Raw genomic sequence first — 21,032 nt, 5'->3', positions numbered from 1 at the left:
CATCAGCGGAGACTTGTGTGGACAGAGAATGGTGGCGCGGCGCGGTAATCTATCAGATCTACCCGCGCTCCTATCAGGACGACAACGGCGACGGCGTCGGCGACCTGAGGGGCATTGCCCGGCGGATTCCCTATATCGCCTCGCTGGGCGTGGATGCGATCTGGATCTCGCCGTTCTTCACCTCGCCGATGAAGGACTTCGGCTATGACGTCAGCGATTACTGCGGCGTCGACCCGATGTTCGGCACGCTCGAGGATTTCGACCTCGTCGTCGCCACCGCGCATCACCACGGCCTCAAGGTCATGATCGACCTCGTGCTCTCCCATACCTCCGACCAGCATCCCTGGTTCAAGGAGAGCAAGAAGAGCCGCACCGGCGAGAAATCGGACTGGTATGTCTGGGCGGATGCCAAGCCCGACGGCACGCCGCCCAACAACTGGCTGTCGATCTTCGGGGGCTCGGCCTGGGAATGGCACGGCGGGCGGATGCAGTATTATCTGCACAACTTCCTGACCGAGCAGCCGGACCTCAACATGCACAACCCCAAGGTGCAGGAGGCGCTGCTCGACGTCGAGCGCTTCTGGCTGAAGCGGGGCGTGAACGGCTTCCGGTTAGATACGATCAACTTCTACTTCGCCGACAAGCTCCTGCGCGACAATCCGGCCCTGCCGCCGCATGAGCGCAACGACAGCATCGCGCCGGCGGTGAACCCCTACAACTGGCAGCGGCATCTCTATTCCAAGAACCAGCCGGAGAACCTCGCGTTCCTGAAGAAATTCCGCCGCGAGATGGAGCCCTACGGCGCCGCCGCGGTCGGCGAGGTCGGCGATGCCCAGCGCGGGCTCGAGATCATGGCCGAATACACCTCTGGCGGCGACAAGGTGCAGATGTGCTACCCGTTCGACCTTCTGCAGCCGCAGAAGCTGACGGCGCACGGGGCGGAGGAGATCTTCGCCCGGCTCTATTCGGCGGCGCCGGATGCCTGGCCCTGCTGGGCCTATTCCAACCACGACGTGGTGCGCTGGAAGACCCGCTGGAACCTGACCGACGAGGGGCTGCGGGCCTATATCGTGCTTCTGATGTGCCTGCGCGGCTCCGTCTGCCTCTATCAGGGCGAGGAGCTGGGGCTGCCGGAAGCGCAGCTCGAATACGAGGACCTGCAGGATCCCTACGGCATCCGCTTCTGGCCCGAATTCAAGGGCCGCGACGGCTGCCGGACGCCGATGGTCTGGGAAAGCCACGGCCATGCGGCCGGCTTCACGCATGGGCGGCCCTGGCTGCCCATCGGCCCGGCCCAGGTGCCGAAGGCGGTGGATGTGCAGGAGGCCGACAGCGGCGCGATCCTGCACCATTACCGCCGGGCCATCGAGCTCAGGAGCGGCTCGCCGGCGCTGCAGCGGGGCACGATGACCCTGCCGCAGGCGATGGGCAACGTGCTGAGCTTCGAGCGGCATGTCGGCGAGGAACGGCTGTTCTGCGCCTTCAATCTGGGCGCCGGCGCCTCGGCGCTGCAACTGCCTGCCGGCAAATGGGAAAATGCTGCCGCCACGCTTGGCGGCGTCGACCCCGAAGACGTGGCGCAACTCGGGGGGTGGGGCCTGTGCGTGGCACGGGCCGTCTAACGGGAGGAGAGACATGGCAGATCTGAAACTGACGGATGTCGCAAAGACCTATGGCGGTTCCGTCGAAGTGCTCAAGCACATCGACCTCGAGATCGAGACCGGGGAGCTGATCGTCTTCGTCGGCCCGTCGGGCTGCGGGAAGTCGACGCTCCTGCGCATGATCGCGGGGCTGGAGAAGATCTCGGGCGGCACGCTGGAGATCGACGGGGTGGTCGTCAACGACGTGCCGCCTGCGCAGCGCGGCATCGCCATGGTCTTCCAGAGCTACGCGCTCTATCCGCACATGACCGTGCGCGACAACATGAGCTTCGCCCTGAAGCTCGCCAAGAAGACGCCCGACGAGATCGACGCCGCCGTCAGCAAGGCCGCCAAGATCCTGCAGCTCGAGCCCTATCTCGACCGGCTGCCGAAGGCGCTTTCCGGCGGCCAGCGGCAGCGGGTGGCCATCGGGCGCTCGATCGTGCGCGAGCCGAAGGTCTTTCTCTTCGACGAGCCTTTGTCGAACCTCGATGCGGCGCTCCGCGTAGCGACGCGGATCGAGATCGCGCAGCTCAAGGAATCGATGCCCGACAAGACGATGATCTACGTGACCCACGACCAGGTGGAGGCGATGACGCTGGCCACCCGCATCGTGGTGCTGGCCAACAAGGGCATCGCGCAGGTCGGCACGCCGCTCGAGCTTTACGAGCGGCCGGAAAACGAGTTCGTGGCCCAGTTCATCGGCTCGCCGGCGATGAACCTCCTCTCCGGCGAGATCGTCGAGACGGGGGCAGAGACGGTGGTGAAGCTCGATTCCGGCGGTACGGCCGTCTCTGCGGTGCCGACGCAGGCGGCCGACAAGGGGCTGAAGGTCAATGTCGGTGTCCGGCCGGAGGATCTGGTGGAGACGACGGGCACGCCGATCTACGCGGGCCGCGTCAACATCACCGAGGCCCTGGGCGAGGTGACGATCCTCTATTTCGAGGAGAAGGCGGGCTCGGAGCAGCCGGTCATCGCCAAGCTGCCGGGGATCCATCCGAACGCGCGGGGCACCGAGGTGGCGCTCGGCGCGGCGCCGGAGAAGGTGCAGATCTTCGCGAACGGGCAGTCGCTCTACTACCGCTAGGGCCCGGCTCATCCGGCCCTTGCGGGCCGGCCTCGCGAGGGGCAGGAGGGCCTTCTGCCCCCGTCGCCATTGGTGCTCGAACCAATGGCGCACTCCATGGCGACCCCCCGAGGATTTTTCGGGAGCAAAGACCGGGGCAGGCGCCTCAGCTCTGCGGGCCGCGGAGATCGGCCTTGAGGTCGGCGAAGCCGATGGGGGCGGAGCCGTGCTCGTGGATGACCCGCCAGCCCGCATCGGTCTTCCGCGCGACCCAGGTCATGCGCGTCGTCATCGAGCGGAGCTCGCGGTCATCCGGCGCGATGGCGGCATAGCTGATGGCGGCGGCGACAAAGGCGAGCCCGTCGGACATCTCGACGCGCTCGGGCTCGATGGTCACGCGCACCCGTTCCTTCTGCAGCGAGCCGAACCATTCGCGGACCATCGCCTCCCAGTTGCGGATGCCGGCGATGGACCAGGATTCCCAGGTGTCATAGCTGAAGATCTGGTTGTCATAGATCGACAGGAACCGCTCGACATCCTTGTCCCAGGCAGCGGCGACATAGGTGTCGGCCAGGGCCGTGATTTCGGAGGTGTCAGTCATGGGGAGTCCTCAATAGGGGGCGTCTTCGAGGACGCCATCGGCGCTCATCTGGGCATAAAGAAGGCCTTCGCGGAGCCCGCGGTCGGCGACGGAAAGCCGGTCGGTCGGCCAAAGGCGCATGAGCGCCTGAAGGATGGCGGAGCCCGACATGATCAGCGCCTGCCGGTCACGCCCGATGCGCGGATCGCGGCGGCGGCCCTCGGGGCCGAGCGACAGATATTCGCGGATCACGGCGTCGATCTGGTCCGACGTCATGCGGAGGCCATCGACCTTGGTTCGGTCGTAGCGGCGGAGGCCGAGGTGGCTGGCCGCGACCGTGGTGACGGTGCCGGAGGTGCCGATGATCTGGAAGCCCTCGCGCGCCTGCTCCTCGGCCGAGGGGGCGAAGCCGGCGAGGTTCTCCTCGAAGAACCACGACATGAGCGCGAAGCGGGCCGCGTCGTCATCGACATCGCGGAACTGGTCGCGGAGCGTCGCGACGCCGAGGGGCACGGAGATCCAGTCGACGACCTTGGCATGCGGGAAGGGCGAGGGCGCCTGGCGGAACCCGGCATGGAGCCGCATGATCGCCCGCGGCCGCTCGCGCGGGGCGACGGCGGAGAGGTCGATCCAGACGAGCTCCGTCGAGCCGCCGCCGATATCGACCACGAGGAGCTGCTCGGTGCGGGTCGAGACCAGAGGCGCGCAGGAGATGACGGCGAGGCGTGCTTCCTCCTCCGGCTCGATGATCTCGAGGTTGAGCCCGGTCTCGCGACGCACCTGCTTGAGGAAGGCCCGGCCGTTCTTGGCGCGGCGGCAGGCCTCCGTCGCCACGAGGCGCATATGGCTGACGTTGTGGCGCTGCAGCTTCTGGCGGCAGACCTTGAGGGCCGAAATCGTCCGCGCCATCGACGCGCGCGAGAGGCGGCCGGTGTTCTCCAGCCCGTGGCCGAGCTGCACGGTCTTCGAAAAGCTGTCGATCACATGAAACTGGCTGCCCTTCGGCTGAGCGATGAGCATCCGGCAGGAATTCGTGCCGAGGTCCAGCGCCGCATAGAGCGTCGCCGGGTCTATAGCTGCGGGCGCGGGGCTCTCGACCGCTTTCAGGGAGGCTCGCGCGCCCTCTGGGCGCTTGGGCGCCATGGGAACGCCCTCCGATATCAAGTTGTGCAAAGCATAGGCAGCGCAGACCCTCGGGGCAAGGCTGGCGGCGCCCGGCGGGCCGGTTTTCCCGGGCAGTGATTTCCGCGGAAAGCGAAAACGCAGGTCGCGGGTCGCCAGCAAAGTCGCAGCGCGGTATCAACGGGTCGGAATCGAACGGGGGGCGCCGCGCCCGTCCGCTTAGATGCGCCGAGACGGCGTGGGGAGGATCAGATGCCCGAGATCACCATCATCTACTGGCGGGACATTCCCGCGCAGGTGATCGTGGGCTCCGGCCGCCGCGCCGCCAAGCGCGCCCTGCCGGAGCGCTTCGAGCAGGCCATCGACCGGGCCGCTATGCGCTCCGGCGCCGCCGAAACCGATGCCTATCTCGCCGATTTCAAGAAGGTCCCCTCCGGCAGCGCCGAGGGGGAGGCCGACGCCATCGCCGCCGATATCGCCGCGCGGATCGAGGGCGAGTATGACCAGCCGCGCCTGAAGGCGCTGATCGACAATGATGGACGTGCCTGACCCCCGGACGCCCGAGCGCTCCCGCGGATCCCGCTTCAAGGAGAGACTGATGTCGCTGCTTCCCTTCCGCCGCCGCGCCGAGGCGCAGGACAGCTCCAACGCCGCGCTGGAGGCCTTCCTCGAGGGCTTCTCCATCGAGGTTATGCCGCGCACGGCCGAGAAGGTCGACAATTTCCGCGCGCTCCTGCCGCAGCACACCCGCGTCTACATCGCCCATATCGAGGGCACGCCCATCGAGGACATGGTGGCGACCGCCAAGCGGCTCGCCGGCGAGGGTTTCTCGGTCATGCCGCATTTCCCGGCGCGGATCATCAAGGACCACGCCACCCTGCAGGACTGGATCGCCCGCTACCAGGGCGAGGCGGGCGTCGAACAGGCGCTCCTGCTCGCCGGCGGCGTGAAGGCGCCGCATGGCGATTTCGAGCATTCGATGCAGCTTCTGGAAACGGGGCTCTTCGACGAGCACGGCTTCAAGCGCCTGCATGTCGCCGGGCACCCCGAGGGCAACCGCGACATCGACCCCGACGGCTCCGACGCCAATGTCTCCGACGCGCTGCGGTGGAAGCAGGCGTTCAGCGAGCGGACGGATGCCGAGATGGCCATCGCCACGCAATTCTGCTTCGAGGCCAAGCCCGTCATCGCCTGGGCCGACCGGCTGCGCGAGGAGGGCATCCGCCTGCCGATCCATATCGGCGTCGCCGGCCCCGCCAAGCTGCAGACGATGATCAAGTTCGCGCTCGCCTGCGGCGTGGGTCCGTCGCTGCAGGTCCTGCAGAAGCGGGCGAAGGACGTGACCAAGCTGGTGCTGCCCTTCGAGCCCGACGATTTCCTGACCGAGCTGGCCGAGCACAAGGCCGCGCATCCGGAGTTCAACATCGAGCGGGTCCACTTCTTCCCGCTCGGCGGCATCAAGACCTGCGCCACCTGGACGCGCGAGCATGGCGGCGTCTCTGCCGCCCCCGCCGAGCCGCAGGATTCCTGATGGCGCAGAAAGCGCTGCTCTTCGATCTGGACGGGACGATGCTCGACACCGACCCGCTCCACCGGGCGGTCTTCGCCGAGCTCCTCAGCCCCTTCGGCATCGAGGTGGACGAGGCGTTCTACATGGAGAACATCCTCGGCCGGCTGAATGAGGACATGTTCGCGGATTTCCTTCCCGATCACCCCGATCCCGTCGGCCTCTCGGAAGAGAAGGAGGCGACCTTCCGCCGCCATCTGCCGCGGCCCTATCCCGAAACGCCGGGCCTCTCGGCGCTGGTGAACCGGGCGGAGATCGCCGGCTGGCGGCTCGGCGTCGTCACCAATGCGCCCCGTCTCAATGCCGAGGCGATGCTCGATGCGGTGGGCCTCAGAGCCCGGATGGAGGCGCTCGTCGTCGGCGAGGAATGCGCCCACGGCAAGCCGCATCCCGACCCCTATCTCGCCGGCATGACCGCGCTCGGCGCCAGCCCGGAGACGACGCTCGTCTTCGAGGACAGCGCCTCGGGCGTGCGCGCCGGAGCGGCGGCGGGGGCGAAGGTGATCGGCATCCGCACCAACCTTACCGACGCGGCCCTGCGCGACGCCGGCGCCAGCCTCACGATCCAGGATTTCAACGATTCCGCGCTCGGGCCCGTGCTCGACGCCCTTGCAGGAGTACCCGCATGACCACGAAGACGATCGTCTCCTCCGCCACCAAGACGGCGATCATCGGCTTCGATCAGCCGTTCTGCGTGATCGGCGAGCGGATCAACCCCACGGGCCGCAAGAAGCTCGCGGCCGAGCTCGAGGCCGGCGATTTCTCCACGGTGGAGAAGGACGCGCTGGCCCAGGTCGCCTGCGGGGCGACGGTGCTCGATGTGAATGCCGGCGTCGTCTACAATTCCAACCCCAACCCCAACGAGACCGAGCCGCCGCTCATGACGGCGATGATCGAGCTGGTGCAGGGGCTGGTGGACGTGCCGCTCTGCATCGACTCGTCCGTCCCCGCGGCGCTGGAGGCCGGCCTGAAGGCCGCCAAGGGCCGGCCGCTCGTCAACTCCGTGACGGGCGAGGAGGAGCGGCTGGAGTTCGTCCTCCCGCTCGTGAAGAAATACGACGTGCCGGTCGTGGCGATCTCGAACGACGACACCGGCATCTCGGAAGACCCCGACGTGCGCTTCTCGGTCGCCAAGAAGATCGTCGAGCGGGCGGCGGATTACGGCATCCCCGCGCATGACATCGTGGTCGACCCGCTGGTCATGCCCATCGGCGCCATGGCAACGGCGGGGCATCAGGTCTTCACGCTGGTGCGGCGCCTGCGCGACGAGCTGGGCGTGAACACCACCTGCGGCGCCTCCAACATCTCCTTCGGGCTGCCCAACCGGCACGGCATCAACAATGCCTTCCTGCCGATGGCGGCGGCGGCGGGGATGACCTCCGCCATCATGAACCCCTGCGCGCTGCCGATCGGCCCCAAGGCCATCGCCGAGAAGCGCGAGGCGGTGGCGGCGGCGGGGATCATCCTGCCGGAGGACATGGACGACGAGACGTTCCTGACGCTCTTCAACCTCGGCTCCACCCAGGCCCGCCCGGGCAAGGAGATGGAGGCGATCCGCGCCGCGAACTTCCTTCTGAACAACGACCCCTCGGGCGCCGACTGGATCCGCTTCAACCGCCCGGCCGGGGCGGCCGGGGCGGAGAGCCGCCGCTCCTCCGGTGGCCGGCGCCGCCGGGCCTGAGGCCGGCTCGGCCGCGCCCTCGCCGGGCGCGGCTCGCAAAACGATATGCCCGCCCCCCGGGGGACAACGGGGAGCGGGCCGGCCCTGCCGGCGCGCGGGGGGAGACTCCGGACGCCGGCAAGGCCTAGGCGGCGGAGCGCGCCTCGGGCGCCACCGCATCCATCCGCCGGAAGCTTTTCACCAGAAGCGGCGCCATGGTCGCGACGAAATAGGCGGCCCCGAAGAGGAGGAACGCAGCGCGGAGCCCCGCGCCCTCCACCAGCGCCCCGGCGAGAAGCCCGCCGAAGGGCATCCCCGCCCAGGCGATGGCGGTGAAGAGCGAGGTCACGCGCCCCGTCAGCGCCTTCGGCACCCGCTCGAAGATCAGCGCCCCGATGATCGGGTTGAGAAAGCCCGCCGCGAAGCCGGTGATGGCCACACCGGCGACCAGCCCGGCGAAGGGCAGGGGCAGGATGTAGAGCACGAAGCGGGGCAGGCCGACGATCATGTAGGCGATGGCATAGGTGGGCAGGCGCGGGAGCCGGTCTGCGTAGGCCGAGGCGAGCACGGAGCCCGCCACCGCCCCGCCGCCCATCGCCATCTGCACGGCGCCGAGATGGCCGACGGAACCGGTGCGCTCCGCCCAGACGGGCAAGAGGAGCGCCCCCATCCCCTGGTCTAGGAGGTTCGTCGCCGCCACCATCAGCGTGATGGCGAGGAGTGTGCCGTCTCTCCTCAGGTACCGCCAGCCGGCGCCGAGCCGGGCGAGATAGGGCTCTGCCGCCTCGGCCTCCGGCGGCGGAAGGCGGCGGAGCCCGGCCAGCGCCACCAGCGCCGCGAGGCCGACGAGCCCGGCATTGACGAAAAGCGCCTCCGCCGGGCCGATGAGGGCCACCAGCGCCGCCGCGAGCCCCGCGCCGATCAGCCCCGCGAGCCGGTCGATGCCCGAGATGATGCCGGTGACGCGGGTCATCGGCATCCCGCCCATCTCGGCCACCGCCGGGATCATCGCGTATTTTGCCGCATCCGCCGGGCCGCGGAGGAGCCCGACGAGCGCCATCAGCGGCACGAGCACCATGGGCGCGAGCGCCCCGGCCAGATAGAGCGCGGGGATGGCGCCGATGGCGAGGACGGAGCCGAGGTCGGTCGCGATGGAGACACGCCGCGTCCCCAGCCGGTCGATCAGCGGCCCCCCGAGCGCCTTGGCGAGCACATAGGGCGCCATCTCGGCGAAGGCGACGGTGCCGGCGAGAAGCGGATCGCCCAGCTCCGTCAGCACCAGCCATGGCACGGCGATCATGGAGAGCCGCGTGCCGAGGAGCGCCAGCCCCTCCGCCAGCGCCAGCGCGAGAAAGGGGCGGCGGGTCATGGGGTGTCCTTGAGGCCGGGCTGGGGAAAGCCGGGGTGGGGGAAGGCGTGGATCTGCACCGAGAACCGCCGCGTGCCCTCGGGGCCGGGCGCGTCGACCGGCGGCGTCTCGGCCTTGAGGCGCACGAGCTCGGCACTCAGCCGTTCGGAGAGCACCTCGGCCTCCGCCGCGGTCAGCCAATAGGTGCCGTCGCTCGCCGTCGAGGCGCGCCGCCACTCCACCGGCAGGCCGGGATGGGCGGCGAGGGCGGCGAAGATCAGCTCCACCTGGCGCTCGACGACGCTGGCGAGATAGCCGCCCATCGCCTCGGCCTCCGGCGAGCCGGGGGCGGCCTCGTCGCGCGTCGTCGTCATCTCATGCGCCGAGCGCCACCAGCGGTCGCGGCCATTGCCGAGCTCCGGCGCCTCCTCGATGAAGCCGTGCTTTGCCAGCTGGCGCAGGTGATAGGAGGTGGCGCCGGAGTTGAGGCCGAGTTCGGCTGCAAGGCCGGAGGCCGTGCGCGGCCCCTCGAGCCGCAGGATGCCGAGCATCTTCAGGCGGTCGCCATGGCTCAGCGCCTTCAGCGCCTCGGGGCCGGGGGTATAGGAGCGAATATCGCGGGTCATGGCCCTCACATAAACCGCAAAGAGACATTTGCAAACGATTCTTTGCGATCTGTCCGGGCTTGCGCTGGCCGGGCGGCTCGCCTAGCCCAGAGGCATGGGCAAGGGACCGAAGAACACCTCCGGCCGCGGGCAGCGCGACCTGACCGTCAAGGTCAAGACGGCGCGCGGCCGCAAGCTGTCGTCGAAGCTCTGGCTCGAGCGGCAGCTCAACGACCCATACGTCCGGCGCGCGCAGACGGAAGGCTACCGAGGCAGGGCGGCCTTCAAGATCCTGGAACTGGACGAGAAATACCGGTTTCTCGTCCCCGGCGCCCGGGTGGTCGACCTCGGCTGCGCGCCCGGTGGCTGGCTTCAGGTCGCCGTGCCGCGCATCAACGCGCTCGGCGACAGGGCGGGCAAGCCGCAGGGGCGGATCATCGGCGTCGACCTGCAGGAGGTCGACCCGGTTGCCGGCGCCGAGATCCATCAGCTCGACTTCATGGAGGATGATGCCGACGAAAAGGTGAAGGCCTGGCTCGGCGGCCGCGCCGATGTCGTCATGTCCGACATGGCCGCCTCCGCCTCCGGCCACAAGCAGACGGACCACCTGCGCATCATCGCGCTCTGCGAGGCGGCGGCGGCGCTGGCCTTCGACGTGCTCGACGAGGGCGGGACCTTCGTCGCCAAGGTGCTGGCGGGCGGGGCGGAGGGTAGCCTTCAGGTGCTGCTAAAACAGCGCTTCGAGAAGGTCGTGAACGTGAAGCCGCCGGCCTCCCGCTCCGATTCCTCCGAGAAATTCGTGGTGGCGACGGGGTTCAAAGGGTGACGTTCGACCTTCTGGTCATCGGCGGCGGCGTCAACGGCGCCGGCATCGCGCGGGACGCGGCGGGCCGCGGCCTGAAGGTGGCGCTGGCCGAGAAGGGCGACCTCGCCTCGGGGACCTCCTCCGCCTCGACCAAGCTCTTCCATGGCGGGCTGCGCTATCTCGAATACGGCGAGATTTCCCTTGTCCGCCATGCGCTTGGCGAGCGGGAGCGGCTCTGGGCCATGATGCCCCACATCGCCCGACCCATGCGCTTCATCCTGCCCCTCGATACCGAGATGCGCTTCGACACCACCACCCTCGTCTCGCGGCTCATGCCCTGGACGAAGGGCCGGCGGCCGGCCTGGATGATCCGCGCCGGGCTCTTCCTCTACGACCATCTGGGCGGCCGCGACCGCCTGCCGGCAACGGCGCGTCTGGACTTGAGGAACGGGCCGGAAGGTTCAGTTCTAAAAGAAAAATTCGAGACGGCCTTTGAGTATTCCGACGTCTGGGTCGATGACGCGCGGCTGGTGATCCTCAACGCGCGCGACGCGGCGGCGCGGGGAGCGGAGGTCTGGCCGCGCACGGCCGTCACCGGCGCCCGGCGCGAGGGCGGGCTCTGGCAGGTCAGCCTGTCGGACAGCCGCGAGGTCGCGGCGCGGGCGCTCGTCAATGCCGCCGGGCCCTTCGTGACCGAGGTGCTGAAAGGCCCGCTGGCGGAGCGAGAGGCGCCGAAGATCCGCCTCGTCCGTGGCAGCCACATTATCGTCCCACAGCTCTTCACCCACGGGAAAAGCTACTTCTTCCAAGGCACTGACGGCCGCATCATCTTTGCGATCCCCTATGAGGGCGCCTTCACGCTGATCGGCACGACCGAGGCGGAGCATCCCTCCGCCGAGCAGCGCCCCGAGGCGAGCGCGGCCGAGATCGCCTATCTCTGCGACTTCGCCTCCAGCTATTTCCGCCAGCCGGTGCGTCCGGAGGATGTCGTCTGGACCTATTCCGGCGTCCGCCCGCTGCAGGACGATGGCCAGGACGCGAATGCCGCGACCCGCGATTACCGGCTGGAGCTGGAGGGCAGCCCGCCGCTCCTCTCCGTCTTCGGCGGCAAGATCACCACCTATCGCCGGCTGGCGGAGGAGGCGATGGAGAAGCTGGTGCCGCTCGTCGGCGGCTCGGGAGACTGGACAGGCGGCGCGCCGCTGCCGGGCGGGGATTTCCCGGTGGACGGCGGCCCGGCGCTGGTCGAGGCGTTGCGGCGGGAATATCCCTTCCTGACAGAGGTTTGGGCGTCGAGGCTCATCCGGTCTTACGGCACCCTCGCGCGGGACATCCTCGGCGATGCTGCGAGCGAGGCCGACCTCGGCCAGGCCTTCGGCGCGACGCTCACCGAGCGCGAGGTGCTTTGGCTGAAGGCCCACGAATGGGCGCAGACGGCGGAGGACATCCTCTGGCGCCGCAGCAAGCTGGGGCTCCATATGAGCCCCACCGAGCGTCAGGCGCTGGCCGACTGGCTCGGCGCTTGACCTCGGCGCCCATGCCGCCAAATCTGGTGGAGGAGGGCCCATGACGAGATTACATCAAGACCGCCGCGCAAGCCCCTGGAATCCCTGCCGATGAGCATCCTCGCGCTCGATCAGGGCACCACCTCCAGCCGCGCGATCCTCTTCGGCGATGACCGCGCCCCCGGGCGCATCGCGCAGAAGGAATTCCGCCAGCATTTCCCGCGCTCCGGCTGGGTCGAGCACGACGCGGCGGAGATCTGGGAGACGACGCTCGCCACCGCGAAGGAGGCCCTCGCCGGCGAGACCGCCGCCGCCATCGGCATCACCAACCAGCGCGAGACCGTCATCGTATGGGACGAGGACGGAACGCCCATCCACAATGCCATCGTCTGGCAGGACCGCCGGACTGCCGAACTCTGCCGCACGCTGCGCTATGAGGGGCTGGAGGAGGCGGTGACTGCCCGCACCGGGCTGATCATCGACCCCTATTTCAGCGGGACCAAGCTCGCCTGGCTTCTCGACAACGTGGACGGCGCCCGCGCCAGGGCCGAGGCCGGCAAGCTGCATTTCGGCACCGTCGATTCCTGGCTGATCTGGAACCTCACGGAGGGCCGGACCCATGCGACCGACGCCACTAACGCCTGCCGCACGATGCTCTATGACATCCATGAAGGCGCCTGGGACGAGGAGATCTGCGCCCGGCTCGGCATCCCCCTCACGATGCTCCCCGATGTCCGCGCCTCCGATGCCGATTTCGGCGAGACGCGGCTCTTCGGCGGCACCATCCCGATCCGCGGCGTGGCGGGCGACCAGCAGGCGGCGACGCTCGGGCAGGCCTGCTTCCGGCCCGGCATGATGAAGAGCACCTATGGCACAGGCTGCTTCGCGCTGCTCAACACGGGGGCGGAGCCCGTCCGCTCCGATAACCGCCTGTTAACCACGATCGCCTATCAGCTCGGCGACGAGGTGACCTATGCGCTCGAGGGCTCGATCTTCATCGCCGGCGCGGTGGTGCAGTGGCTCCGCGACGGGCTGAAGATCATCGAAGCGGCGCCGGAGGCCGCACCCCTCGCCGAGACGGCCGACGAGGGCCAGCGGCTGATCCTCGTGCCGGCGTTCACCGGGCTCGGCGCCCCGCACTGGGCGCCGGAGGCGCGCGGCGCGCTCTACGGTCTCACCCGAAATTCCGGCCCGGCGGAGATCGCCCGGGCGGCGCTCGAGAGCGTCGGCTACCAGACGGCGGACCTCATGGAGGCAATGCGCGCCGACTGGCCCGAGATGGGCGAGACGGTGCTGCGAGTCGATGGCGGCATGAGCGCCTCCGGCTGGACCATGCAGTTCCTCGCCGACATCCTCGGCGCCCCCGTCGACCGGCCCGTGGTGCAGGAAACGACGGCGCTCGGCGCCGCCTGGCTGGCGGGGCAGGCGGTGGGCGCCTGGCCCGATCAGGAAGGCTTCGCCGAGGCCTGGCAGCTCGACGAGCGCTTCGAGCCGCAGATGGACGCGCCCGTGCGCGACGAGCGCCGCGCCGCCTGGGCCGATGCCGTCGCGCGGACGATCCGCTAAGGCGGCGCCAGTTGAAGCTGGCGCAGGCGGGAATAGATGATATCAACGTAAACACCCCTTCCTCTCGAGAGACCCCATGGAAGCCCTCACCGCGCCCTCCGTCATCGGCCCCGTCCACGCGCTTCTGGAGGCGGAGGCGCCGGGCATTCTGGCGCTGATCACCGGGACGGAGGGGCCCTCCTACCGGCCCATCGGCGCCATGATGGCGGTGATGGACGGCCAGCGCCGGGCCGGCTCGCTCTCCTCCGGCTGCGTCGAGGCCGACATCACGCTCCATGCGGAGGAGGCGCGGGCGAACGGCCGGCCGGCGCAGGTGCGCTACGGGCAGGGCTCGCCCTTCAAGGACATCGAGCTGCCCTGCGGCGGCGGGCTCGATGTGCTGCTCGTGCCAGAGCCCGACCGCGCGGTGCTGCGTGATGTGGCCGAGGCCTGGGCCGCCCGGCGCCCGGTGACGCTGCTCGTCGATGCCGAAACCGGCGCGATGGCGCTCGGGGAGGGCGAGACCGGCTGGCAGGGCGGGCGTTTCGCCGTGCATATCGCGCCGGAGATTGCCTTCTACATCTTCGGCAAGGGTCCGGAGACCTCGAGCTTCGCGGCGCTCGTCCGCTCCGCCGGCTATCCGGCGATGGTGCTGACCTCCGACGACGAGACGCTGGCGATGGCCGAGGCGGCGGGCGCCGCCACGCGCCACCTGACCGGCCCGAAGATGCCCGACGACATCCGCCCCGACGACCGCTCGGCCATCGTGCTCTTTTTCCACGACCACGACTGGGAGCCGCCGATCCTCAAGGCGGCGCTGGAGACGCCGGCGTTCTATATCGGCGCTCAGGGCAGCCAGCGGGCACGGGGGCTGCGGGACATGGAGCTGCAGGCGCTCGGCGCGAGCGCGGGCGACCTTGAGCGGCTCAAAGGGCCCATCGGCCTCGTGCGGTCGGCGCGGGATGCGCGGACGCTGGCGGTCTCCGTCCTCGCCGAGGTGCTCGCCGAGGCGTGAGGGGCAGGGATCTTTCGCGGAAGATGCCTAGGCGCCGGCCGGCGCGAGGAGGCACGCCGACCGGCATCTCCCCGGCTTTGTCAGCCAAACATCCAGTTCGGGAGGAAGAGGACGAGGCCCGGGAAGAACAGTATGACGACCACCACGAGGAAGATCGCCAGAAAGAACGGTAGAGATTCCTTCACGTAATCCTCTACCCGCACACCGAGCAGTGAGCAAACTGTATACATGGCCACCCCCACCGGCGGGGTCATGGAACCGAGCGTCACAATGGTCATCATGAGGATGCCGAAGTGCACCGGGTCGACCCCGGCGGCCTTGGCAACCGGCACGAGAATCGGTGTCAGCAGCAGCACGAGGATCGTGCTCTCGATGAAGAGCCCCGCCACGAAGAGCGCCGCGAGCACGACGGTGACGATGACGATGGGGTTCTGCAGCCCGGTGAGCAGCGTGTCCGCCACCTCCTGCGGCACCCGCAGGAAGATGATGGCGAAGCCGAGCATCCCCGAGAAGAGGATGATGAGCATCACCATGCCGATGTCGGAGAGCGCATCGCCGATGGCGGCCTTCAGCCTGGCGAAGGTCATCTCGCGGTGGCCCAGCGTGCCGACGAGGATCGCATAGACGACGGCGAAGGCGCCGACCTCGGAGGGCGTGAAGATGCCGCCGCGGATCGACACGATCAGCAGCACGGGGAACAGGAGCGCCCATTTCGCATCCCAGGCCGCGCGGCCGAGGGCGCGGGCGGTGGGCTTCACCGCCTCGGGGTCGCGATAGCCGCGCCGGCGCGAAATCGCCCAGGCGGCGATCATGAGGAAGGTCATCATCAGAAGGCCCGGCACAATGCCGGCCATGAAGAGCCGCCCGATGGAGACCTGTCCGACATAGCCGTAAAGGATCAGCCCGATGGCCGGCGGGATGGTGGCGGTGATGAGCGACGACAGCGCGATGACGGCGGCGGTGAATCCCTTGGAATAGCCCTGGGCCAGCATCTGCGGCCCGATCACCCGCGCCTCCATCGCCGCATCGGCCACGGCGGCGCCGGAGACGCCGCCCATCAGCGTCGAGAGGATGATCGAGACCTGCGCGAGCCCGCCCGCCATCCAGCTCACCGCGACATGCGAGAAGCGGAAGAGCCGCTCGGAGATGCCGCTTTCGTTCATCAGGTGGCCGGCGAAGATGAAGAAGGGCACGGCGAGGAGCGGGAAGCTCTGGCTCACCGTCGCGATCTTCTGCACGGCGATGGAGAGCGGCATCACGTCCGATTCAAGGAAGAAGGTGAAGCCCGCCATGCCGATGGCGATGGCGATGGGGGCGCCGAGCACCATCAGGATCACGAAGACCAGCGAGATCATCCCCATCAGATCGTCTCCGTCCGGCCCTCGACGGCCATGGCGGCGTCGGGCGGAAGGTTGCGGTCGAAGACCAGCCGGTCGGTGGAGCGCCAGGCATCCACCAGATTGGCGATGATGTTGCCGGCGAAGAGCAGCGAGCCTACCGGCACGGCGATGGTCACCCAGGCGTAAGAGAGGCCGGAATCCCCGAACTGCCGCTCGATGTTGAGAAGTGTGAGCTTCACGCCCTCGACGGCGAGGACGGCCAGAAAGGCCAGCGTCAGGATTGCGATCCCGGTCTCGACCCAGCGGCGGGCGCGATAGGGCAGGAGCCGGATCACGAGATCGACGCCCAGATGCGCGCGCTGCCGCAGCGCCCGGCAGGCGCCGATGAAGCAGAGCCAGATGAAGAGAAGCTGCGCGAGGTCGACCGACCAGACGAGCGGATGCCCGAAGGTGCGCATCACGGCTGCCACGAAGACCAGCCCGGTGATGGCCGACAGGATCAGCGCGCCGGTGATGAATTCGGCGCGGGTGTAGAGCTTTTGCATTCCCCCTCCCGACGGGTCAGGCGGCGGGCCCGAAAGCCCGCCGCGCCATCTCGCGCGTCAGTTGCCGGCGGCGATCGCCTGCACCTGGTCGCGCAGGTCACCATAGCCGAGGTCGTCGTAGACCTTCGCCGTGGCGTCGCGGAAGATCGCGGTGTCGATCTCGTCGACCGTCACGCCGGCATCGACGAGCTGCTGCTCTATGGCGTCGAGGCTGTCCTGCGTGCCGTAAGACGCGATGTCGCCGGCCTTGAGGCTCTCTTCCAGCAGGATCGCCTGCAGATCCTCCGGCAGCGTGTCGAACCATTGGGCCGAGGTCACGAGGCCGGTGATCAGGTTGATGTGGCCGGTCTTGGTGACGTGGTCGATCACCTCCTGCAGGTTGGCGCCGACGATGGCGGGGAACTGCGCCTCCGCCCCGTCGATGACATTCGACGACAGCGCCGAATAGACATCGGCCCAGGGCATCGGCGTGGGCGTCGCGCCCATCGCCTCGATCGTGCCCATCCAGACCGGCGCGCCGGGGGTGCGCATGCGGATGCCGGCGAGGTCCTCCGGCCCGGTGATCGCCTTGTTGGTCAGAAGGTGCCGCTCGCCCTGCCACCAGTTGAAGCTGAGCACCTGCAGTCCGGACGTGTCGGCCATCTCGTCGACCCAGCCCTGGAAGACATCCGAGGTCACGACATTGCGGATGCCCTCGTAGCCGGAGGCGAGGAAGGGCGCGCCGAGGATGCCCATCTCTTCCTGATAGACGGCGAGCCGGCCGCCATCGACGACGACGGCCACGGGGGCGCCGGCGCGGGCCTGCTCGAGCACGTCCTCATCGGGGCCGAGCTGCGAATTGGGGTAGAGCACGATTGCGAGCTGGCCGCCTGAGGCCTCGGCGACATTGTCGCGCAGCGCCTCGAGCCCGGCATAGAGCGGGTCGGAGGTGGCGAGGGCCGTGTTGATGTTGAGCGTGAAATCCTGGGCGAGCGCGGCGGAGCCGACGCAGAGGGCCAGGACGCTGGCAGCGGTCAGGTGTTTCATGATGGGTCTCCTCCTGTTGGTGCGGGGCTCTCTCCCCCCGCTTGTCCTCACGTGAAGTGGGTCTCGTTCTCGGCGGCGATCACGGGCAGATCGTCGACGATGGTATTGAGATGCGTGCGCATGGCGGTCTCGGCGGCGGCGGCATCGCCGGCGCGGATCGCCTCGACCACGGCGCGGTGCTGGCCGATGAGCTTCGCCTTGGGGAAGCGGGTGAGGCTGAGGTAGCGCACCCGGTCGAGCTGCGCCTTCAGCGTCTCGATCACCGCCCAGGCATGGGCCCGGCCGACGCCTTCGGCCAGCGCCCGGTGGAAGGCATCGTCGAGCTCGACGAAGGCATGGACATCCGCCGCCGCCTCCTGCCGGGCGAGGAGGGCGTCGAGCTCCTGCAGCGCCGAGGGCGCGAGCGCCCGGGCGGCGAGCTTGACGACATCGGCCTCGATGGCCTCGCGCACGAAGCGCGCCTCCTCCACCCGCTGGCGGGAAATCTTGGGAACGATGGAGCCCCGCTGGGGCCGGATCTCCAGCAGGCCGTCCTCGGCGAGGCGGATGAACACCTCGCGGACGGGCTGCCGCGAGATGGCGAATTCCGCCGCCACCCCGGCCTCCGACAGGCGCATCCCCGGCGCCAGCTCGCCCCGCACGATGCGCAGGCGCAGCATGTCGTAGAGCTGGCCGCCGATGGGCTGGCTGTCGTCGAGCGCACGCTGGTCCGGTTGAATTGTCATCCTCACTCCCTGACGTCGTGGTTGCACCATTCTACCATACTAGTCAACAATGTGCTGGACGGCTCCGCCCGCAGAGGCGAAAAGCCATAGGCGAGAGACGGGCCGCAAGGTGTTGGGACGGGGGGAGATTTCATGCGCGAGAGCTGGCGCTGGTTCGGGCCGCAGGACCCGGTTTCCATCGAGGATGTCCGCCAGACCGGCGTGCCCGCCGTGGTCTCGGCCCTCCACCACCTGCGCCCCGGCGAACTCTGGACACCGGAAGAGATCGCCAGGCGCCAGGCGGAGGTCCGTGCCGGCGGCATGAACTGGGAGGTCGTCGAATCGCTGCCGGTCAGCGAGGCAATCAAGCGCCAGACCGGCCCATGGCGCGATCACATCGCCACCTGGTGCGCGAGCCTCGAGAACCTCGCCCGGGCAGGGATCGAGGTGATCTGCTACAATTTCATGCCGGTCCTCGACTGGACGCGGACGGACCTCGCCTGGCCGCTGCCTTCCGGCGCCACCTGCATGCGCTTCGACTATGTCGATTTCGCCGCCTTCGACCTGCATGTGCTTGAGCGGGCAGGGGCCTCCTATCCCGATGACATTGCCGAGGCCGCGGGAGCCCGCGCCGCCGCCATGGACGAGGCCGCCCGCGATCAGCTCACCCGCGCCATCCTCTTCGGCCTGCCGGGGGAGCCCGAGGGCCTTTCGCTCGCCAAGCTCCGCGACGAGCTCGCCGCCTATGCCGATCTGGGGCCGGAAGGCCTCCGCGCCCATCTGATCGCCTTCCTCGAAGAGGTGGTGCCCGTCGCCGAGAGCCTCGGCGTGCGGCTCTGCTGCCATCCCGACGACCCGCCGTTCCCGCTTCTCGGCCTGCCACGGATCATGTCGACGGAGGCGGATTACGCCGCCGTCCTGACTGCCGTCGATGCGGCGGCCAACGGCATGACGCTCTGCTCCGGCTCGCTCGGCGCGCGGGGCGACAACGACCTGCCCGCCATCATGCGCCGCTGGGGCCACCGCGTGCCCTTCATCCACCTGCGCAATGTAGCGCGGGAGGGCAGCGACGGCGCCGGCCCCGAGGGCACCTTCCACGAATCCGGCCATCTGACCGGCGATGTCGACATGCTCGCGCTGATCAAGGCGATCCTCGCGGAAGAGGCCCGCCGCCGCTCCGAGGGCCGCACGGACCATTCGATCCCCTACCGCCCCGACCACGGGCTCGACATGTCCGACGATTCGCGCCGCCGCGCCCAGCCCGGCTATCCGCTCGTCGGCCGCCATGTCGGCCTCGCCGAGCTTCGGGGCGCCATCGCCGCGCTGTCGCGCTGAGCGAGGGCCAAGGGCGAAATTCCGCGGAGGGCAGGGGCGCCGCGGCTTGACTTCCCGGGCCGTGCGGGCGAGGCAGCACGCCATGGCCGGACTCTCCCGGCCATTCGCATTTAGAGATGTCCCATGACAACGGTTGATACCAACGCATCCGCCCCGGACGGACCCGACGATTCCGCCCGCAACTCGCTGGTGATCGGGCTTCTGCTCGTCTCTGCCTTCACGGTGATTCTCAACGAGACCATCATGTCCGTGGCGCTGCCGCGGCTGATGTCGGATCTCGGCGTCACCGCCAGCGCCGCGCAATGGCTGACGACGGCGTTCCTGCTGACCATGGCGGTCGTGATTCCGATCACCGGCTTCCTGCTGCAGCGGTTCCACACCCGGCCGGTGTTCCTCGCCGCCATGGGATTCTTCTCGCTCGGCACGCTCATCTGCGCGCTGGCGCCGGGTCTGCCGATGCTGATCGGCGGGCGGGTCGTGCAGGCGGTGGGCACGGCGATGATGATGCCGCTTCTCATGACCACGGTCATGACCCTGGTCCCGCCCGCGAAGCGCGGCCAGACCATGGGCAATATCTCCATCGTCATCTCCGTCGCGCCGGCCATCGGGCCGACGATCTCGGGCATCATCCTCAACTACCTGCACTGGCGCTGGATGTTCTGGATCGTCCTGCCGATCGGTCTTGCGGCGCTGCTTCTCGGTGCGCTGAAGCTGGTGAACGTCACCGAACCCCGGCGGCCGAAGCTCGACCTTCTGTCGGTGCCGCTGTCGGCCATCGGCTTCGGCGGGCTGGTCTACGGGCTGTCGTCCATCGGCGAGAGCCTCGCGCCGACGCATGAGGCGCTGGTGCCGCTCTGGGTGCCGCTGGTTGTGGGCGGCGTCGTGCTGGCGCTCTTCATCTGGCGGCAGATCGTGCTGGCGCCGCAGGACCGGGCGCTCCTCGACCTGCGGACCTTCAAGATCCGCGTCTTCTCCGTCTCCGTCGCCATGATGTGCCTCGCGATGATGGCGCTCTTCGGGATGATCATCCTGCTGCCGCTCTACATGCAGAATGTCCTCGGGCTTTCCGCGCTGTCGTCGGGCCTGCTCCTCTTGCCCGGCGGGCTCGTCATGGGGCTCATGGCGCCCATAGTCGGGCGGCTCTTCGACAGGATCGGCGCGCGCAAGCTGGTGATCCCGGGGGCCGTGCTCGTCTCCGGCGCGCTCTGGACGATGCAGAGCTACGGGATGGACACGCCGATCCTCGTCGTGCTCGGCGGCCATGTGGTGCTGTCCATCGGCCTGGCGCTTCTCTTCACGCCGCTCTTCACCTCGTCGCTCGGCTCGCTGCCGCCGAAGCTCTACAGCTACGGCTCGGCGGTGCTCGGCACGGCGCAGCAGGTATCCGGCGCGGCGGGCATCGCGCTCTTCGTCTCGATCATGACGATCCGCACGGGCAATGCGCTGGCCTCGGGGGTGGACGCGCTGCCGGCGACGGCGGAGGGGCTGCACGCCGGCTTCCTCGCCGCCGCGATCATCTCGCTGGGGCTGATCGTGGCCGGCTTCTTCGTCCGCCGCCCGCCGGACATGGGCGGCCCGCCCGCCCATCACGGCGGCCACTGAAAAGGCCCGGCCCCTTCATCTG

The 21,032-nt window shown here is 69.0% G+C and carries 20 protein-coding genes; 12 read left to right on the top strand and 8 right to left on the bottom strand.

Features of this window, described 5'->3' with window-relative positions:
* Positions 1 to 17 precede the first annotated feature (17 nt).
* Together ACAZ03_RS08960 and ACAZ03_RS08955 are read left to right on the top strand one after the other, a co-directional pair.
* A complete protein-coding gene (locus ACAZ03_RS08960) occupies positions 18 to 1,622 on the top strand; it encodes an alpha-glucosidase (RefSeq protein ID WP_373352851.1) in 1,605 nt (534 codons plus the stop codon).
* A gap of 13 nt (positions 1,623 to 1,635) precedes the next feature.
* Positions 1,636 to 2,727, top strand: coding sequence for an ABC transporter ATP-binding protein (locus tag ACAZ03_RS08955; protein WP_373352849.1), 1,092 nt, complete (start codon positions 1,636 to 1,638; stop codon positions 2,725 to 2,727).
* A gap of 145 nt (positions 2,728 to 2,872) precedes the next feature.
* Here the strand turns inward: ACAZ03_RS08955 and ACAZ03_RS08950 are convergent, their stop codons facing one another.
* On the bottom strand, positions 2,873 to 3,307 hold the full coding sequence (locus tag ACAZ03_RS08950; RefSeq protein WP_373352848.1) for an SgcJ/EcaC family oxidoreductase: 435 nt from the start codon (positions 3,305 to 3,307) through the stop codon (positions 2,873 to 2,875).
* A gap of 9 nt (positions 3,308 to 3,316) precedes the next feature.
* Positions 3,317 to 4,429, bottom strand: a complete 1,113-nt coding sequence (locus ACAZ03_RS08945) for a Ppx/GppA phosphatase family protein (protein WP_373352846.1) — start codon at positions 4,427 to 4,429, stop codon at positions 3,317 to 3,319.
* Between the two features lie 231 nt (positions 4,430 to 4,660).
* Between ACAZ03_RS08945 and ACAZ03_RS08940 the strand changes: the two genes are divergently transcribed.
* The 4 genes from ACAZ03_RS08940 to ACAZ03_RS08925 are packed head-to-tail and all read left to right on the top strand — an operon-like array spanning position 4,661 to position 7,656.
* Positions 4,661 to 4,957, top strand: a complete 297-nt coding sequence (locus ACAZ03_RS08940) for a virulence factor (RefSeq protein ID WP_373352844.1) — start codon at positions 4,661 to 4,663, stop codon at positions 4,955 to 4,957.
* A gap of 49 nt (positions 4,958 to 5,006) precedes the next feature.
* Entirely contained in the window at positions 5,007 to 5,939 is a 933-nt protein-coding gene (locus ACAZ03_RS08935) for a methylenetetrahydrofolate reductase (protein ID WP_373352843.1), read from the top strand.
* On the top strand, positions 5,939 to 6,604 hold the full coding sequence (locus tag ACAZ03_RS08930; protein ID WP_373352841.1) for an HAD family hydrolase: 666 nt from the start codon (positions 5,939 to 5,941) through the stop codon (positions 6,602 to 6,604). Before ACAZ03_RS08935 ends, ACAZ03_RS08930 begins: the two co-directional genes overlap by 1 nt.
* On the top strand, positions 6,601 to 7,656 hold the full coding sequence (locus ACAZ03_RS08925; protein WP_373352839.1) for a methyltetrahydrofolate cobalamin methyltransferase: 1,056 nt from the start codon (positions 6,601 to 6,603) through the stop codon (positions 7,654 to 7,656). Before ACAZ03_RS08930 ends, ACAZ03_RS08925 begins: the two co-directional genes overlap by 4 nt.
* Before the next feature lie 124 nt (positions 7,657 to 7,780).
* Here the strand turns inward: ACAZ03_RS08925 and ACAZ03_RS08920 are convergent, their stop codons facing one another.
* On the bottom strand, positions 7,781 to 9,004 hold the full coding sequence (locus tag ACAZ03_RS08920; RefSeq protein ID WP_373352838.1) for an MFS transporter: 1,224 nt from the start codon (positions 9,002 to 9,004) through the stop codon (positions 7,781 to 7,783).
* Positions 9,001 to 9,609, bottom strand: coding sequence for a helix-turn-helix domain-containing protein (locus ACAZ03_RS08915; protein WP_373352836.1), 609 nt, complete (start codon positions 9,607 to 9,609; stop codon positions 9,001 to 9,003). The genes ACAZ03_RS08920 and ACAZ03_RS08915 overlap by 4 nt, the downstream gene beginning before the upstream one ends.
* Before the next feature lie 94 nt (positions 9,610 to 9,703).
* On the opposite strand from ACAZ03_RS08915, the gene ACAZ03_RS08910 reads away from it, so the two are divergent.
* The 4 genes from ACAZ03_RS08910 (at position 9,704) to ACAZ03_RS08895 (ending at position 14,458) form a co-directional block, all read left to right on the top strand.
* On the top strand, positions 9,704 to 10,414 hold the full coding sequence (locus ACAZ03_RS08910; RefSeq protein ID WP_373352834.1) for an RlmE family RNA methyltransferase: 711 nt from the start codon (positions 9,704 to 9,706) through the stop codon (positions 10,412 to 10,414).
* Complete coding sequence (glpD, locus tag ACAZ03_RS08905; protein ID WP_373352833.1) at positions 10,411 to 11,919, top strand: glycerol-3-phosphate dehydrogenase; 1,509 nt, start codon at positions 10,411 to 10,413, stop codon at positions 11,917 to 11,919. Before ACAZ03_RS08910 ends, glpD begins: the two co-directional genes overlap by 4 nt.
* A 90-nt stretch (positions 11,920 to 12,009) precedes the next feature.
* A complete protein-coding gene (glpK, locus tag ACAZ03_RS08900; protein WP_373352831.1) occupies positions 12,010 to 13,464 on the top strand; it encodes a glycerol kinase GlpK in 1,455 nt (484 codons plus the stop codon).
* A gap of 76 nt (positions 13,465 to 13,540) precedes the next feature.
* Positions 13,541 to 14,458 (top strand): XdhC family protein, encoded by a 918-nt coding sequence (locus ACAZ03_RS08895; RefSeq protein WP_373352829.1) that lies wholly within the window; start codon positions 13,541 to 13,543, stop codon positions 14,456 to 14,458.
* An 80-nt stretch (positions 14,459 to 14,538) separates the two neighbouring features.
* Here the strand turns inward: ACAZ03_RS08895 and ACAZ03_RS08890 are convergent, their stop codons facing one another.
* Genes ACAZ03_RS08890 through ACAZ03_RS08875 form a run of 4 tightly spaced genes read right to left on the bottom strand, consistent with a single transcriptional unit; the run spans position 14,539 to position 18,094 of the window.
* Positions 14,539 to 15,819, bottom strand: a complete 1,281-nt coding sequence (locus ACAZ03_RS08890) for a TRAP transporter large permease (protein ID WP_373352827.1) — start codon at positions 15,817 to 15,819, stop codon at positions 14,539 to 14,541.
* Positions 15,819 to 16,343 carry a TRAP transporter small permease gene (locus ACAZ03_RS08885; protein WP_373352826.1) on the bottom strand — a complete coding sequence of 175 codons (525 nt, stop codon included), beginning with the start codon at positions 16,341 to 16,343 and terminating at the stop codon, positions 15,819 to 15,821. Before ACAZ03_RS08885 ends, ACAZ03_RS08890 begins: the two co-directional genes overlap by 1 nt.
* A 57-nt stretch (positions 16,344 to 16,400) precedes the next feature.
* Positions 16,401 to 17,369 (bottom strand): C4-dicarboxylate TRAP transporter substrate-binding protein, encoded by a 969-nt coding sequence (locus tag ACAZ03_RS08880; RefSeq protein WP_373352824.1) that lies wholly within the window; start codon positions 17,367 to 17,369, stop codon positions 16,401 to 16,403.
* Between the two features lie 47 nt (positions 17,370 to 17,416).
* Complete coding sequence (locus ACAZ03_RS08875) at positions 17,417 to 18,094, bottom strand: GntR family transcriptional regulator (protein WP_373352822.1); 678 nt, start codon at positions 18,092 to 18,094, stop codon at positions 17,417 to 17,419.
* Between the two features lie 132 nt (positions 18,095 to 18,226).
* Between ACAZ03_RS08875 and uxuA the strand changes: the two genes are divergently transcribed.
* Both uxuA and ACAZ03_RS08865 read left to right on the top strand, forming a co-directional pair.
* The gene (uxuA, locus tag ACAZ03_RS08870) at positions 18,227 to 19,408 is read left to right on the top strand and encodes a mannonate dehydratase (RefSeq protein WP_373352821.1); all 1,182 of its coding nucleotides are present in this window, start codon (positions 18,227 to 18,229) and stop codon (positions 19,406 to 19,408) included.
* A 123-nt stretch (positions 19,409 to 19,531) separates the two neighbouring features.
* Complete coding sequence (locus ACAZ03_RS08865) at positions 19,532 to 21,010, top strand: MDR family MFS transporter (RefSeq protein WP_373352820.1); 1,479 nt, start codon at positions 19,532 to 19,534, stop codon at positions 21,008 to 21,010.
* Positions 21,011 to 21,032 lie beyond the last annotated feature (22 nt).

Source organism: Pseudoroseicyclus sp. CXY001 (genome assembly GCF_041714655.1).
GTDB lineage: Bacteria > Pseudomonadota > Alphaproteobacteria > Rhodobacterales > Rhodobacteraceae > Pseudoroseicyclus_A.
The sequence above is the reverse complement of the archived record's forward strand: the minus strand, read 5'-3'. Positions and strand labels throughout refer to the sequence as shown.

What these genes read in the sequence shown, in the direction of transcription:
- ACAZ03_RS08955 (WP_373352849.1), top strand. Translation starts at nt 1,636, where the DNA reads ATGGCAGATCTGAAACTGACGGATGTCGCAAAGACCTATGGCGGTTCC.
- ACAZ03_RS08950 (WP_373352848.1), bottom strand. Translation starts at nt 3,307, where the DNA reads ATGACTGACACCTCCGAAATCACGGCCCTGGCCGACACCTATGTCGCC.
- ACAZ03_RS08945 (WP_373352846.1), bottom strand. Translation starts at nt 4,429, where the DNA reads ATGGCGCCCAAGCGCCCAGAGGGCGCGCGAGCCTCCCTGAAAGCGGTC.
- ACAZ03_RS08940 (WP_373352844.1), top strand. Translation starts at nt 4,661, where the DNA reads ATGCCCGAGATCACCATCATCTACTGGCGGGACATTCCCGCGCAGGTG.
- ACAZ03_RS08935 (WP_373352843.1), top strand. Translation starts at nt 5,007, where the DNA reads ATGTCGCTGCTTCCCTTCCGCCGCCGCGCCGAGGCGCAGGACAGCTCC.
- ACAZ03_RS08930 (WP_373352841.1), top strand. Translation starts at nt 5,939, where the DNA reads ATGGCGCAGAAAGCGCTGCTCTTCGATCTGGACGGGACGATGCTCGAC.
- ACAZ03_RS08925 (WP_373352839.1), top strand. Translation starts at nt 6,601, where the DNA reads ATGACCACGAAGACGATCGTCTCCTCCGCCACCAAGACGGCGATCATC.
- ACAZ03_RS08920 (WP_373352838.1), bottom strand. Translation starts at nt 9,004, where the DNA reads ATGACCCGCCGCCCCTTTCTCGCGCTGGCGCTGGCGGAGGGGCTGGCG.
- ACAZ03_RS08915 (WP_373352836.1), bottom strand. Translation starts at nt 9,609, where the DNA reads ATGACCCGCGATATTCGCTCCTATACCCCCGGCCCCGAGGCGCTGAAG.
- ACAZ03_RS08910 (WP_373352834.1), top strand. Translation starts at nt 9,704, where the DNA reads ATGGGCAAGGGACCGAAGAACACCTCCGGCCGCGGGCAGCGCGACCTG.
- glpK (WP_373352831.1), top strand. Translation starts at nt 12,010, where the DNA reads ATGAGCATCCTCGCGCTCGATCAGGGCACCACCTCCAGCCGCGCGATC.
- ACAZ03_RS08895 (WP_373352829.1), top strand. Translation starts at nt 13,541, where the DNA reads ATGGAAGCCCTCACCGCGCCCTCCGTCATCGGCCCCGTCCACGCGCTT.
- ACAZ03_RS08890 (WP_373352827.1), bottom strand. Translation starts at nt 15,819, where the DNA reads ATGGGGATGATCTCGCTGGTCTTCGTGATCCTGATGGTGCTCGGCGCC.
- ACAZ03_RS08885 (WP_373352826.1), bottom strand. Translation starts at nt 16,343, where the DNA reads ATGCAAAAGCTCTACACCCGCGCCGAATTCATCACCGGCGCGCTGATC.
- ACAZ03_RS08880 (WP_373352824.1), bottom strand. Translation starts at nt 17,369, where the DNA reads ATGAAACACCTGACCGCTGCCAGCGTCCTGGCCCTCTGCGTCGGCTCC.
- ACAZ03_RS08875 (WP_373352822.1), bottom strand. Translation starts at nt 18,094, where the DNA reads ATGACAATTCAACCGGACCAGCGTGCGCTCGACGACAGCCAGCCCATC.
- uxuA (WP_373352821.1), top strand. Translation starts at nt 18,227, where the DNA reads ATGCGCGAGAGCTGGCGCTGGTTCGGGCCGCAGGACCCGGTTTCCATC.
- ACAZ03_RS08865 (WP_373352820.1), top strand. Translation starts at nt 19,532, where the DNA reads ATGACAACGGTTGATACCAACGCATCCGCCCCGGACGGACCCGACGAT.